Origin of the sequence: Pseudomonas sp. QD4, assembly GCF_049199125.1 — a bacterium.
In the GTDB taxonomy this organism is placed as follows: domain Bacteria; phylum Pseudomonadota; class Gammaproteobacteria; order Pseudomonadales; family Pseudomonadaceae; genus Aquipseudomonas.
This window is the reverse complement of record NZ_JBLZOM010000001.1, coordinates 895,566-909,921: the sequence shown is the minus strand read 5'-3', so window position 1 is coordinate 909,921 and position 14,356 is coordinate 895,566. Positions and strand designations below refer to the sequence as shown.

The 14,356-nt window shown below is 63.0% G+C and carries 12 protein-coding genes; 2 read left to right on the top strand and 10 right to left on the bottom strand.

Annotation, left to right across the window (positions count from 1 at the left end):
* Nucleotides 1-81: 81 nt before the first annotated feature.
* On the bottom strand, nucleotides 82-345 hold the full coding sequence (locus ACOZJV_RS04010) for a DUF2790 domain-containing protein (RefSeq protein ID WP_078472226.1): 264 nt from the start codon (nucleotides 343-345) through the stop codon (nucleotides 82-84).
* 165 nt (nucleotides 346-510) lie between these two features.
* Entirely contained in the window at nucleotides 511-1,524 is a 1,014-nt protein-coding gene (locus tag ACOZJV_RS04005; RefSeq protein ID WP_421546893.1) for an NAD-dependent epimerase/dehydratase family protein, read from the bottom strand.
* Between the two features lie 595 nt (nucleotides 1,525-2,119).
* Here ACOZJV_RS04005 and ACOZJV_RS04000 point away from each other — a divergent pair.
* Nucleotides 2,120-3,421, top strand: coding sequence for an OprD family porin (locus ACOZJV_RS04000; RefSeq protein ID WP_201130863.1), 1,302 nt, complete (start codon nucleotides 2,120-2,122; stop codon nucleotides 3,419-3,421).
* Between the two features lie 11 nt (nucleotides 3,422-3,432).
* Here the strand turns inward: ACOZJV_RS04000 and ACOZJV_RS03995 are convergent, their stop codons facing one another.
* The 7 genes from ACOZJV_RS03995 to ACOZJV_RS03965 form a co-directional block, all read right to left on the bottom strand.
* Nucleotides 3,433-4,371, bottom strand: a complete 939-nt coding sequence (locus ACOZJV_RS03995; RefSeq protein ID WP_421546892.1) for a carbohydrate kinase family protein — start codon at nucleotides 4,369-4,371, stop codon at nucleotides 3,433-3,435.
* 151 nt (nucleotides 4,372-4,522) lie between these two features.
* On the bottom strand, nucleotides 4,523-6,019 hold the full coding sequence (xylB, locus tag ACOZJV_RS03990; protein ID WP_421546891.1) for a xylulokinase: 1,497 nt from the start codon (nucleotides 6,017-6,019) through the stop codon (nucleotides 4,523-4,525).
* Nucleotides 6,020-6,054: 35 nt separating this feature from the next.
* Nucleotides 6,055-7,536, bottom strand: coding sequence for a mannitol dehydrogenase family protein (locus ACOZJV_RS03985; RefSeq protein ID WP_421546890.1), 1,482 nt, complete (start codon nucleotides 7,534-7,536; stop codon nucleotides 6,055-6,057).
* Between the two features lie 16 nt (nucleotides 7,537-7,552).
* Nucleotides 7,553-8,656, bottom strand: a complete 1,104-nt coding sequence (locus ACOZJV_RS03980) for an ABC transporter ATP-binding protein (protein WP_078472232.1) — start codon at nucleotides 8,654-8,656, stop codon at nucleotides 7,553-7,555.
* A 43-nt stretch (nucleotides 8,657-8,699) separates the two neighbouring features.
* Nucleotides 8,700-9,530, bottom strand: coding sequence for a carbohydrate ABC transporter permease (locus ACOZJV_RS03975; protein WP_078472233.1), 831 nt, complete (start codon nucleotides 9,528-9,530; stop codon nucleotides 8,700-8,702).
* A 10-nt stretch (nucleotides 9,531-9,540) separates the two neighbouring features.
* Nucleotides 9,541-10,467, bottom strand: coding sequence for a carbohydrate ABC transporter permease (locus ACOZJV_RS03970; protein WP_078472234.1), 927 nt, complete (start codon nucleotides 10,465-10,467; stop codon nucleotides 9,541-9,543).
* 78 nt (nucleotides 10,468-10,545) lie between these two features.
* Complete coding sequence (locus tag ACOZJV_RS03965; protein WP_078472235.1) at nucleotides 10,546-11,856, bottom strand: ABC transporter substrate-binding protein; 1,311 nt, start codon at nucleotides 11,854-11,856, stop codon at nucleotides 10,546-10,548.
* A gap of 346 nt (nucleotides 11,857-12,202) precedes the next feature.
* On the opposite strand from ACOZJV_RS03965, the gene ACOZJV_RS03960 reads away from it, so the two are divergent.
* Complete coding sequence (locus ACOZJV_RS03960) at nucleotides 12,203-13,219, top strand: AraC family transcriptional regulator (protein WP_078472236.1); 1,017 nt, start codon at nucleotides 12,203-12,205, stop codon at nucleotides 13,217-13,219.
* A gap of 13 nt (nucleotides 13,220-13,232) precedes the next feature.
* Here the strand turns inward: ACOZJV_RS03960 and ACOZJV_RS03955 are convergent, their stop codons facing one another.
* Nucleotides 13,233-14,318, bottom strand: a complete 1,086-nt coding sequence (locus tag ACOZJV_RS03955) for an LLM class flavin-dependent oxidoreductase (protein ID WP_201130870.1) — start codon at nucleotides 14,316-14,318, stop codon at nucleotides 13,233-13,235.
* Nucleotides 14,319-14,356: the final 38 nt, after the last annotated feature.

The following is a 14,356-nucleotide window of genomic DNA, read 5'->3' as shown; positions in this document are numbered from 1 at the left end:
GGGGCCGGGAGACAGCGACTGAATCAGGCGCTGTGGCCGGGGTCAGGTGGCAGGGTTGCTGCACCTGACCCCGGGGCTGTTTCAGTTCTGATCGCTGCAGGCTTCGGACAGTTTGCTGTAGCTGATGTCTTCAAGCTTGCCGGCGTTGTCGATGAACTTCATGTCAGCCGTCACCACCTTGCATTCCAGGGTTGTAGGCTCGGTCATCGACACCACTTTGGCCACGTGCAAGGGCATGCCGTAGTGATAGGGCACGGGGTGTGTGGTGGTGGTATCGGCCTGGGCCAGCCCGGTAACGCCAGTCAGGGCCAGGGCTGCGCCGATCAACAGGATGCGCGCGTTCATAATTAATCTCCGATGCAGACATTAGGTCGCTCAGCGCCGGATGGCCGCTGAACCTGCCGCGGAGGGCATCAGAAGTATCTGAGCTAGCGCGGTCCAGTACAGCTTTGGACCGCGGGATTAACCAATGATTAAGTAGGGAGCTAAGCAGTTGTAGAAAAAAGCCAATCAGTATTCGCGGCCTTGGGGTTGCGGACTCTGCCCCGAGAGCTCCAGTGCCGGCGCTGGCGGCACGCAGCCGGGCCGGTAATAGGCGTGAAACCACTCGACGAAATGTCCCAGCCCCTGGGCCAGCGGCGTCTGTGGTCCGAACCCGGTGAGGTTTTCCAGGGCGCTGATGGGTTCCGGCCCTGGGGGCAGGTCATTACCCGGCAAGCTCAGGTATTCAAAGCGTGCCTTGCGGCCCAGCAACTGTTCCAGGGTGGCCACGTAATCCTTGAGTTGCACCAGGCGCTGCCCACCGATATTGAACAGGCGCCGGGGCAGGGTGCTGTCGAGCCAGGCCGGCGATTCGTCCTGCAGTTGGGTGTGGCCCGAGGGCGGCTTGTGCAGCAGGCGGACCAGGGAGTGGACCACATCGTCGATGTAACTGAAGTCGCGCTGATGCAGGCCATGGTTGAACAGTTTCAGCGGCAACTCCTCGCAAATCGCCCGCGCGAACAGATGGGGCGCCATGTCTGGCCGCCCCCAGGGCCCATACACCGTCAGAAAGCGCAGCGCGGTGGACGGTATACCTTGCAGGCGGCCGTCACTGTCCACCTGCAAGGCACTGCCTGCTTTGCAGGTGCAATGGCTTTCGGGGGCGGCGTAGATCAGGTGTTCAACGGTATGACGTTGGCAGGGGGCCAGGATCGGCTGCAAACCCGCTTGGCTGCAATCAGACTGCCCATGGGCGTTCGCTTGGGTACAGCGTCCACCGGGCTGAGTGGCAAGGTGGATCACCACCTGCGGGCGGACTTCGGCAAATAGCCGTCCCAGGGCTGGAGCGTCGTTCAGGTCCAGCTGTCGTAGGGGGAATTGGCCCACCTGCTCGGCGACCCAACGCACCCGGTCCTGCTTGAGCTGCGGGTCGTAATGGGCATTGAAGTTATCCAACCCGGTCACCTGATGCCCATCCTTGAGCAGACGCAGTGCCGTATGGGCGCCAATGAACCCGGCTGCCCCGGTGATGAGTATGTTCATGTGTGGCAGCCCCCGTGTTGCGCGACCCCTGAAAGAACGGACGGTGCGCGAGCATACGGCTTGCCTGCAGGATTGCCGGCTAAAGCTCTGATATCCAAGGGAACGACCTCGTCCGTGATGAGCATGATGGGGGTTATTGGCCAGACAGCTGGCGCACGCCGAAAAAACAGCTTTTCCGTATTTTTGACGCTATCACATGCTAAAGACGGTTAATTGACGCGATGCCGTGTTGTATAAATGACGAGGGTGTAATAAATAAAAAACCAATTCAATATTTACCTTAACTATCAATTAGTTGAAGTGATTTTCTAATCTGATGTATGACTAAGAGAAAGCTGCATCTCCTGTAGGAGAATGCCGACGAGCGGTCATGAATTCGGATCCAAACTTCATGTTGTTTCTCCGTACCGACCCTGGCTACCCGCTGAACCGGGCGACACCGTCAGACTAAGGTCGGGTTTGGTGTCATAAAGCCATCTGCGATGATTGCCGCCCCTCATTGATTCAATCAATTTTGCCCCTGAATCCGAATTTGTCGGGTGGATGGGGTCGCTTGTTTTTATCGCTGTATCGATTGGCTGTTGGAGTTTTTTTCATGTGTTGCCCATTTTCTTTGTCCCCTGCGCGCCCGGTCCTGGGCTTCGGCGCTGCCTTGCTCTGCGCCGGTTTTGCCGGCCCGGTGCGGGCTGAAGGTTTTTTCGAAGACAGCAGCGCGCGGCTGGAGTCACGCACGGTGTACTTCAACCGTGATTTTCGTGACGGCCATACCAGTGCCGCACAAGGGGCCTCCAAGCGTGAGGAGTCGGCCCAGGGTTTTATCCTCAATCTGCAATCGGGGTACACCCGGGGCACCTTTGGCTTTGGCCTCGATGCGCTGGGCATGCTCGGGCTCAAGCTCGATTCCAGCCCGGGTCGCAGCAACAGCGGGCTGTTGCCGTCCCACGGCCAGGACCCCAGGGGTTCCGAGGATCAATACGCCAAGCTGGGCCTGACGGCCAAGGTGCGCTTCTCCCGCAGCGAGCTCAGATACGGCGCGTTGCTGCCGGACCTGCCATTGCTCAAGTACAACGACGGTCGCCTGTTGCCAACCCTGTTCAACGGAGCCCTGCTGACTTCCCGGGAGCTTCAGGACCTGACCTTTACCGCCGCGCGCCTGGATCGCTACACCGCCCGTGATTCCACCGATGCCCAGGACATCCGCGTGCATTGCAAGAACAAGCGCTATGCCTGCAACACCACGGCTGATCACTTCGACAGTTACGGGGTCGACTACCGCTTCAATGAGCGCCTGAGCGCCCAGTACCACTACGCGCAGCTGGATGACGTCTATCGCCAGCACTTTATCGGCCTGCTGGCCAATCAGCCCCTGGGCAGCGGCGTACTCAAGGCCGACCTGCGCCTGTTCAAGAGTGCCGACAGCGGCGCCCAGCGTGCGGGCTCGATCGATAACCGCGCCCTGAGCGGCATGCTGGGCTACGCCATCAGCGGCCATACCTTCAGTGCCGGCTGGCAGCGCATGAATGGCGCCAACTCGATGCCGTATCTGGATGGCAGCAACCCGTACCTGGTGAACTACGTCCAGGTCAACGATTTCGCCGCCGCCCAGGAGCGTTCCTGGCAGTTGCGTTATGACTACGACTTCAAGGCGCTGGGCCTCAATGGCCTGAGCTTCCTCACCCGTTATGTCAGCGGCGACCACATCAGCGTGCCGGGCAGCGCCCAGGCGGGTCGAGAGTGGGAACGCGACAGCGAGCTCAAGTACGTGGTGCAGCAGGGCGATTTCAAGGGCCTGAACCTGCGCCTGCGCAATGCCACGTACCGCAGCAACTACGAGAAGTTTGCCCGGGATACCGACGAAACCCGGCTGATCCTGAGCTACAACTTCTCGATCCTGTAGCCGCCCGAGTTTCAGGCCAGTTGCTGCCGATAAGGCAGGTCCGGCCCGGTGCGGGTGCAGGTCAGGGCGGCGGCGCCGACCGCAAAGTCGAGCAGGGCGTCGACCTGGGCTTTGCTCAGTTGTGCCAGGCCCGCTGGTGAATCCAGCTGCTGCTCGGTCAGCCAGGCAATCAGGGCGGCCTGGAAGGTATCGCCGGCACCCACGGTGTCGGCAATTGCCACTGGCCGCGCCGGCACCGACCAACTGCCGTGGGCCCGGCTGAAGACCGTTGCACCCTGGCCGCCGCGGGTCAGGAAGGCTAATTGGCAGCGCTGCTGCAGCCAGCCCTGGATCACTTCGGCAGGGTCCCGGTCGGGGTAGAGCAGGCTCAGGTCCTCGTCGCTGACCTTGATCAGGTCGGCATGCGGCACCAGGCTGCCGATACGCTGGCGCCACAGGCCGATATCAGGCTGCGGATTGAGCCGGACATTGGGGTCGAGGCTGATCAGGCGCTGACCGCTTTCGCGTCGCACCAGCGCTTGCAGGGTGTCGCCAATGGGCTGCACCACCAGGGAAAACGAGCCGATATGCAAGCCGCGTACCTCATTGCCCAACAACGGCAGGTGGCTCGGTTGCAGCTGGCGGTCGGCGCAGCCTTCGCCGCGAAAGCTGTACTGGGGTGAGCCGTCAGCCCCCACGGCCACCATGGCCAGGGTGGTCGGCGCCTCGAACTGCACCAGGAAATCGGTGCGCACGCCTTCCTCCTGCAACACCTGATGCAGCCGGCGCCCGAGGAAGTCACTGGACAGGCCGGCCAGCAGGCCAACATCGACCCCGAGCCGCCGCAGTCCCACGGCCACGTTGAACGGCGAGCCACCGGCAATGGCCTGGTAATTCACCTTCGAGGTCAGGCCGCTGGCGTCGTCTTTGCTGAAGAAATCGAACAGCGCTTCGCCGCATACAAGGTACATAAGTCATTACTCATCAATAGGTTACGTGTTTTTATTAAAGCTTCTTCTTGGGTTTGTGACCGAATCCCAGGGAATCCATGGCCCAAGGCGCTCCGGCAAGGCGTTTTCTACAAGCAGAAAGCTTGATTTTCTTGAATAAATTCGATGTAAATCAAATAGATAAAACATAATTGTGATGTCGTTTGTACAGTTCGTGATAAGCGCTCACATTCGCCGCAATCGGCAGTGTTTCACTGCCCGGGTCCAGCGTGACACAGCGTTCGCACAATTCGCCCAGGGGGGTGTCGAGCCCGCTCTGGCGCGCCTGGCACCAGGCGGCCTGGATTGCCGCGCCCAGGGCTGCGGCTTCGCTCTGCTGGGTGCAGACCACCGGGGTGTCCATGATGTCGGCGACTATCTGCCGCCATACCGGGCTTTTCGAGCCGCCGCCGATCAGGCGGATGCTGCGGCTTTGCAGGTCATTGTTGCGCAGCAGGTCCAGGCCATAGCGCAGCCCGAAGGTGGTGCCTTCCACCACGGCGCGGCACAGATTGGCCTGGGTCAGGTTGTCCATGGTCAGCCCCAGCAGGCTGCCGGTGGCGTGGGGCAAGGCGGGCACCCGTTCGCCATTGAGGAACGGCAGCATGCACACGCCCTGGGCGCCGATCGGTGCTTGCTGTACCCGCTGGTTGAAGGTTTCCAGGTCCAGGCCCAGCAGTTCGCGCACCGCGCCGGTGGCATTGGTCAGGTTCATGGTGCAGATCAACGGCAGCCAGCCGCCGCTGGATGAACAGAAGCTCGCGACCGAGGCATCGCGGCTGACCTGGGGCTGGTCGGCATAGGCATACACGGTGCCGGACGAGCCGAGGCTGATGGTGATCGCCCCCGGCTGGATATTGCCGGTGCCAATGGCGCCCATCATGTTGTCGCCGCCGCCACTGGAAACCAGGGCGGCAGGGTTGAGCCCCAGGTGCCGGGCGATGTCCGGGAGGATGGTGCCCACCGCCTGCGCGGATTCGATCAGCGGCGGCAGTGCCGCCTGCAAGCGCCTGCTGGGGTCGATATGGGCCAGCAGTTCCAGGTCCCACTGGCGGCTGCGCACATCGAAGTAGCCGGTGCCCGAGGCATCGCCGTATTCGCTGCAGGCGCGCCCGGTGAGCCAGAAGTTCAGGTAATCGTGGGGCAGCAGGATCCGCGCGATACGGGAGAACAGCTGCGGATGTTGCTCCTTGGTCCATAGCAGCTTGGACACTGTGTAGCCCGGGGCTATCACCAGGCCCAGGCGTTCCAGCGAACCGGACTCGCCCCCCAGCCATTCCAGTAGCCGGTCGTTTTCCGCGGTGGATTCGGTGTCGCACCACAGTTTGGCCGCACGCAGCACCTGGCCCTGGTCGTCGAGCAGCACCAGGCCGTGCTGCTGCCCTGAAACGCCGATGCCGAGGATCTGCTGGCCATCGACTCCGGCCGCCTGCAAGGCCTGTGCGGTGGCGTGGCTGAAGGCTTGCAGCCACTGCTGGGGGTCTTGTTCACGCCGACCGTTGTCGCCGCTGATCAGGCTGTGGGGGGCCGCGCCCAGGCCCAGCACCTGACCGCTGTGGGTGTCGAGAATAATCGCCTTGGTGCCCTGGGTGCCGCAGTCGATCCCCAGAAACAGCTGCTGTGTGGTCATGAATCACCCTGCGCAAACTATGAAATCCAGCGTTTTCAGCCGTGGCTGGCCAGCACCCGCTCCAGGGTCTTGCTCACGCCGTGCTCGCGCAGGCTGGCCAGGCAGCGTTCGAAGGCTGCAACAAAGGCCGGCGAGCGGGCAAGGGCGCTGCCGAAGATTTCCTCGACCCCCAGCAGGCGCCGGGTCAGCAGGGCATCGTCGGCCACCAGGCCCTGGCAGAACTCGGCGCGCGGGTCGGGAATGCTGTAGCGCGTGCCGTTCTCGTCGACGCCCTTGAGGTACAGGGCCCAGGCCGCCACCACCAGGGCCGCGCGCTCGGTGTCGCGGCCGTCGGCAAGCAGGCGGTTGAGGGTAGGCACGGTGAACTTGGGAAACTTCGATGAACCGTCGGAACAGACCCGCTCCAACTGGTCGGCAATGGCCCGGTTGGAGAAGCGCGCCACCAGGGTGTCCTTGTAGTCGGCGAGGTCGATGCCTGGCACCGGCGCCAGTTGCGGGGTCACGTCCAGGTCCATATAGGCGCGCATGTAGGCGACGAACAGCGGGTCGGCCATGGTCTCGTGGACAAAACGGTAGCCCTTGAGGAACCCCAGGTAGGTCAGGGCCAGGTGGCTGCCATTGAGCAGCTTGATTTTCATCTCTTCGTAGGGCGTGACGTCGTCGGTGAACTGCACGCCGACCTGTTCCCAGGCCGGGCGGCCATTGACGAACTTGTCCTCCAGTACCCACTGCACAAAGGGTTCGCAGACCACCGGCCAGGCGTCGTCCACCGCGTGCTGGTCGTGCAGCTGCAAGCGGTGGGCGGTGCTGGTCATGGGCGTGATGCGATCGACCATGGCGTTGGGAAAGCTGACGTTGGCGGCAATCCAGTCGTGGAGGTCGGCGTCGCGCAGGGCGGCAAACGCCAGCAGCGCCTTGCGGGTCACCGCGCCGTTGTGCGGCAGGTTATCGCACGACATCAGGGTAAAGGCCGGGGTGCCGGCGGCCCGGCGTCTGGCCAGGGCCGCGCAGAGAAAGCCGAACACGGTTTTTGGCTGGGTCGGGTGGGCCAGGTCGTGCTGGATCTGCGGCAGGTGGGCCATGAACTCGCCGCTGCTGTCGTCGATGCAGTAGCCGCCCTCGGTGATGGTCAGGGACACGATGCGGATCTCGGGGCTGGCCAGTTTCTCGATCAGGGCCTGAGCGCCATCCTCGGCCAGCAGCATGTCGCGGATCGCGCCGATGACCCGGACCTCGGTGTCGTCGCCATCGCCCAGCTCGAACAGGGTGAACAGGTAGTCCTGCTCCTTCAGGTCATCCCGCGCGCGGCGGTCTTCGGCGCGCAGCCCGATGCCGCAGATGGCCCAGTCCAGGCCGCTGCCGGTGTTCATCAGGGCGTCGGTGTAATACGCCTGGTGCGCGCGGTGGAAACCGCCAACGCCAATATGGGCGATGCCATGGCGCGTGTCGTCCAGAGCGTAGGCGGGCAGTTGCACTTCAGAGGCGAGGCGGTGCAGGTTGGCGTGATTGAGTTTCATCGCAGGTTCTCGGCTATCAGGCGGCGGCGCGCAGCGGGCGGGTCAGGGCCACGCCGTCGGCATCGAATAAATGGCAGTGTTCGGCGTCCAGGTGCAGGCTCAGGGTTTCGCCGTAGCGGCTGGCCAGGTCGCCGCGCACGCGCATGGTCAGGGCTTCGCCGGAAGCGGTCAGCACGTGGCAGAAGGTGTCGCTGCCCAGGCGTTCGCTGACGTCGGCCGTGACCTGCAGGGTGCAATCGCCGGGTTGGGCCAGGTTCAGGTGTTCCGGGCGGATGCCCAGGGTCACGGCGCCGCCGACGCTCAGCTTGGCGCCGCTCAGGGGCAGGCTGATGCGGGTGCCGGCATCCAGCAGCACTTCGCAGCCCTGGCTGTCGATCCGGGTCACCTGGCCCTTGAGAAAACCCATCTTCGGCGTGCCCAGGAACCCCGCCACAAACAGGTTGGCCGGCTGATGGTAGAGCTCCAGGGGCGAACCGACCTGCTCCACGCGGCCGCTGTTGAGCACCACCACCTTGTCCGCCAGGGTCATGGCTTCGACCTGGTCGTGGGTCACGTAGATCATGGTCGCCTGCAGTTCCTTGTGCAGGCGCGCCAGCTCCAGGCGCATCTGTACCCGCAGCGCGGCGTCGAGGTTGGACAAAGGCTCGTCGAACAGGAATATTTTCGGGTTGCGCACAATCGCCCGGCCAATGGCCACGCGCTGGCGCTGGCCGCCGGACAGCTGCTTGGGCTTGCGTTCGAGCATCGGCCCCAGTTCGAGGATCCGCGCCGCTTCATTGACCTTCTTCTCGACCTCGGCCTTGGCCACCCCGGCCAGGTCCAGGGCGAACGACATGTTCTTGCGCACGCTCATGTGCGGGTACAGGGCATAGGTCTGGAACACCATGGCCAGGTCGCGCTTGGCCGGGCTGACCTCGGTGATGTCGCGTCCGTCGAGCTCGATGGTGCCGCCGCTGACTTCCTCCAGCCCGGCAATCAGTCGCAGCAGGGTCGACTTGCCGCAGCCCGACGGGCCGACGAATACCACGAACTCCTTGTCGTTCACCTCCAGGTCGATGCCCTTGATGATGGAGAACCCTTCGAAACCTTTTTGCAGATTGTTGATTTTCAGGTGGGCCATGATGGGCCTCCGCTTCTAAATTCGTTGTTGTTTGAAGGTGCGGTTACTTCACAGCGCCGAAGGACAGGCCCCGGACCAGTTGTTTCTGGCTGATCCAGCCAAAGATCAGGATCGGCGCACAGGCCAGGGTCGACACCGCGGACAACTTGGCCCAGAACAAGCCTTCGGGGCTGGAGTAGGAGGCGATCAACGCGGTCAACGGCGCGGCATTGGAGGAGGTCAGGTTCAGCGACCAGAAAGCCTCGTTCCAGCACAGGATCAGCGACAGCAGCACGGTTGAAGCCAGGCCGCCCTTGGCGATCGGCAACAGTACCCGGACCATTTCTTGCAACAGGGTGGCGCCGTCCAGGCGCGCGGCCTCGAGGATGTCCCGGGGGATGTCCTTGAAGTAGGTGTAAATCATCCAGACCACGATCGGCAGGTTGATCAGGGTGTAGATGATGATCAGCGCGATCCGCGTATCCAGCAGGCCGAAGCTCTTGGCCAGCAGGTAGATCGGCATCAGCACCCCCACCGGCGGCAGCATCTTGGTCGACAGCATCCACAGCAGCGTGCTCTTGGTGCGCTGGGTTTCGTAGAAGGCCATGGAGTAGGCCGCCGGCACCGCAATCAACATCGCCAGGGCCGTGGCGCTGAAGGAAATCACCACCGAGTTCCAGGCAAAGGCGAAGTAATTGCTGCGCTCGTTGATGTGCAGGTAGTTCTCCAGGGTCGGCGTGAAGATGAACTGCGGCGGCGTGGCAAAGGCGTCGATTTCGGTCTTGAAGCTGGTCAGCACCATCCAGAAGATCGGGAAGAAGATCAGGATCGCGATGGCCCAGGCCAGGGTGCCGAGCAGCAGGCTTTGCAGGCGGCGGGATTGTTGAAGCGTCATGGCGCGGCCCTCAAGGCTTGTCAGTCAGGTTTTTGCCGAGCATGCGGACCAGGATGATCGCCGCGATATTGGCGATCACCACCGCGATCAGGCCGCCGGCAGAGGCCATTCCCACGTCGAACTGCACCAGCGCCTGGTTGTAGATCAGGTAGGCGAGGTTGGTCGAGGCGTAGCCGGGGCCGCCGTTGGTGGTGGTGAAGATTTCGGCGAACACCGAGAGCAGGAAGATGGTTTCGATCATCACCACCACGGCGATGGGGCGCGCCAGGTGGGGCAGGGTCAGGTGCCAGAAAATCGCAATCGGTCCGGCACCGTCCAGGCGCGCAGCTTCCTTCTGTTCCTGGTCCAGGGACTGCATGGCGGTCATCAGGATCAGGATGGCGAAGGGCAGCCACTGCCAGGACACAATGATGATGATCGACAGCAGCGGGTAGTGCGCCAGCCAGTCCACGGGCTCGGCGCCGAACAGCTTCCACAGGGCGGCGAGAATCCCCGACACCGGGTGGAAAATCAGGTTCTTCCAGATCAACGCACCAACCGTGGGCATGATGAAAAACGGCGAGATCAGCAGCACCCGCACCAGGCCGCGGCCGAAAAACTCGCTGGCCTCCAGCAGGGCACTGATCAACACCCCGAACACCACACTGATCAGCAGCACGCTGCCCACCAGCAGCAGGGTGTTGGTGGCGCCGGGCAGGAAGCCCGAATCGGTGATGAAGTAGGTGAAGTTTTCCAGGCCGACGAATTGGTTTTCGCCGGGGTAGAGCAGGTTGTAGCGAATCAGCGAGAAGTACAGGGTCATGCCCAGGGGCACGATCATCCACAGCAGCAACAAGGCCACCGAAGGGCTGACGAGGAACCAGCCGGGGTTGATCAAGCGGCTTTTACGCGGCTTGTCCGGGGTCGCGGTTTGCACGGGGGCAGTGGTGGTATTCATGGCGATCACAGGCTCGTTAGGCGGCGGGGCCTTGCGCCGAGGGGCAGGCTCCCGCGGCGCAATGGGGGCATCTACAGACTATTTGGGGTAACCGGCGCGCTTCATTTCGCGCTCGGTGAAGGTCTGTGAATCCGCCAGGGCTTTTTCCACGGTCGAGCCGCCGGTCAGTGCGCTGGAGAAGAACTTGCCGACCTGGGTACCAATGGCCTGGAATTCAGGAATGGTCACCAACTGGATGCCCACATACGGCACCGGCTTGGCCGATGGGTCTTTGGGGTCGGCGACTTTCAGCGATTCGAGCGTCACCTTGGCAAAGGGTGCCGCCTTCATGTACTCGTCGCTGTAGGTCGAGGTGCGGGTGCCTGGCGGTACGTTGGCAATCCCATCGGTCTTGGCGACCAACTGGCTGTATTCCTTGGACGTGGCCCAGGTGGTGAAGACCTTGGCGGCGTCCTTGGCTTTGGAACTGGTCGGAATCCCCAGGGACCAGGAGTACAGCCACGAAGCACCTTTTTCGGTTTTCTCGTGGGGGGCAAAGGTGAAGCCGACGTGGTCAGCCACCTTGCTCTGAGTCTTGTCGGTCACGAACGAGCCGGCGACGCTGGCATCGACCCAGATCGCGCACTTGCCGCTGTTGAACAGGGCGAGGTTTTCGTTGAAGCCGTTGCTGGAGGCCCCCGGCGGGCCGGATTTCTTCATGTTGTCGACGTAGAAGTTCAGCGCGTCTTTCCATTCCGGACCGTTGAATTCGGGTTGCCACTTCTCATCGAACCAGCGCGCACCGTAGCCGTTGGCCAGGGTGGTGATCAGCGCCATGTTCTCGCCCCAGCCGGCCTTGCCACGCAGGCACAGGCCGTATTGCTCTTTGCTCTTGTCGGTGAGTTTTGCCGCGAACTCGCCGATCTGGGTCCAGGTCGGGTGCTCGGGCATGGTCAGCCCGGCGTCCTTGAACAGGTCGGTGCGGTAGTAGGTGATCGAGCTTTCGGCGTAGAACGGCAGGGCGTACAGCGCGCCCTTGACGGAAAGGCCGTCGCGTACGGAAGGGAAGACATCCTCCAGGTCGTAGTTCGCCGGCAGGTCTTTCATCGGCTCCAGCCAGCCCTTGGCGCCCCAGAGTGCGGCTTCGTACATGCCGATGGTCAGCACGTCGAACTGTCCGCCCTGGGTGGCGATGTCGGTGGTCAGGCGTTGGCGCAGTACGTTTTCTTCGAGCACCACCCAGTTGAGCTTGATGTCCGGGTGTTCGCTCTCGAAGGTTTTCGAGAGTTTTTGCATGCGAATCATGTCGCTGTTGTTGACGGTGGCGATGGTGACGGTCTGTGCCGCGAAGGTGACGCCGCTGAGGGTCATGCAGGTGGTGACGAGCAGAGCTTTTACCGAAGGTTTCATCGTGCACTCCTCTTCCGGGCCCAGGGGGCGACAGAAGGACGGTTATTGTTTTTGTGTCTTCCGCAGACCAGGAAGATGTGCGCTGATTACAGCCCTCAAAACCCTCGCTGACAAATCATCCCTGACACTTTAATCGATACTTTTTTGCACTCAGTGCCAACAGCCATATCCCCAGCGATCGCTGTTTGAGCGGGCCCGGGCTCAATGGGCGCTGCAAGAAAGGCGCAAAAAGCGTATTGGTTTTGGTGTGGGCACGGGCCTCTCAGCCAAAAGGCCACTGGCTTTTTAGCCGCCACTGCCTAAGATGGCCGACCCATCCCCCCTGTACAGGAAGCTGTTAAGCGCGATGTCGGAAAAAGACACCATTTCCATTCACCTGGTGCGTGAAGCGCTGTTGCAGAGCTGTGCCCGTGGTGCGGCCAGCGTTGAAGCCCTGAATAAGGTCGGCATCGACCCGCAGTTGCTTGATGACCCCGCCGCCCGAGTCCCGGCCACGGCCTATGCGCGCCTGTGGCGCTTGCTGGCGCGGCGCCTGGACGATGAGTTTTTTGGCATGGACCCGCGCAAGCTCAGGTCCGGCAGCCTGGCGTTTCTGTGTCGTTCGTCCATGGCCCAGCTCAACCTGGCGGCGGGGCTGGAGTCGGGACTGGGGTTTCTGTCACTGATGCTCGAACGCCTGCCGGCGCAACTGGTGCGCCAGCAGAGCCTGGCGGAAATCGTGCTGCTGGAGGACGATCCGCAGCCGGGTCGCGCCTTCACTTACTTCACCTACTGGATGATCGTGCACGGCGTGGCCTGCTGGCTGGCCGGGCGGCGGATCCCGATCCTGGCCATCGAGCTGCGGTGCCCAGAGCCGGACTTCTGCGACGACTACAAGGTGATGTTTTCCGAAAACCTGCGTTTCGACCGGCCGCGCACGCGGATGATCTTTGCCGCCGACTGCCTGGACCTGCCGATCAAGCGCAGCTTCGAAGAACTCAAGCGCTTTTTGGCCCATGCCCCGGCCAATATCCTGGTCAAGTACCGCGACCCGCAGAGCCTGGCCAGCCGCATCAAGCACGACTTGCGCCAGCTTGCGGCCGAGCAGTGGCCGGAGACCGAGAGCCTGGCCCTGAGCCTGTGCATGTCGGCCTCGACCCTGCGCCGGCGTCTGGCGGAAGAGGGCCAGACCTACCAGGGCCTCAAGGACAGCGTGCGCAAGGAGCTGGCGATCATCTGGCTGGCCGAGCCGCAGATCAGCTTTGCCGAAATCGCCAGCCGCCTCGGGTTCGCCGATGCCAGCTCGTTCTACAAGGCCTTTCGCAAATGGTCCGGTTCCAACCCCGGGCATTACCGCAGCCTGATTCTCAACGAAGCCCACTGACCCCGCGCAGCGGTCAGGCCGAGCGCACTTGGCGGCGCGCGGCCTCTTCGCGCACGGCGGGGAGGATCCAGCGCCCGTAGTCGACGGTGTCGTACAGCGGGTCGTAACCGCGGTTGAGGAAGGTGGTGACCCCCAGGTCGACGTAGTCCAGCAGGGCCTGGGCCACGGTTTCCGGGGTGCCGACCAGGGCGGTGGTGTCGCCATAGGCGCCGACGGCGGTGGCGGTGGGCATCCACAGCGCGCGGTCATGGCGGTCGCCCCGGGCGGCGGCGGCCAGCAGGCGTTCCGAGCCGGTGCCCTTGATCCGTTTCTGCCAGGGGCTGCCGGCGGCGAACTGCGGGTTGGCCTTGATCTGCGCCAGGATCTGCTCGGCGCGTTGCCAGGCCAGTTCCTCGGTGGCCCCCAGGATCAGCCGGACCGAAAGGCTGACCCGGGGTGCCGCGACTCCAGCGGCCTGGGCGGCGGCCTTGAGTTTGGCGATCTGCTCGGCGACCCCGCTCAGGGGCTCGCCCCACAGCGCATACAGGTCTGCATGCTTGACCGCGATCTGGTAGGCGATGTCCGAGGACCCGCCGAAGGAAATCGGAATGTGCGGCTGTTGCAGCGGCTTGACCGGGGAAAACGCGCCCTTGATGTTGAAGTACTGCCCCTCGAAATCGAATGGTTCCTCGGCGGTCCAGGTACGGCGCACGATCTCCAGGTACTCGTCGGTGCGTTTGTAGCGCTCGGTCTTGTCCAGCAGGGTGTCGCCTTCCTGGGGTTCGGCGGTGATGCCGGTGATGGCATGCAGCCGAATCCGCCCGCCGCCGGTGGTGTGGTCCAGGGTGGCGAAGGCCCGGGCAGCGACGGTCGGCGCCGTGAGGGCCGGGCGGTGGGCAATCATGAAGCCCAGGCGCTCGGTGTGGGCGGCGGCATAGGCGGCGATCTGCAAGCTGTCGGCACTGCCCGGGCCGCTGGCGATCAGCACCCGGTCAAAGCCGGCGTGCTCATGGGCGCGGGCGTGGTGGCGAATGAACTCCAGATCAAAATCCGGACTGCGCACGCCCCGGGTCTCGGACCATTGGCGAGGGAAAATCATGCCGACAAATTCAATGCTCATCTTGGGTTTCCTGAGGGTGTGATTAATCAATCCGTAGC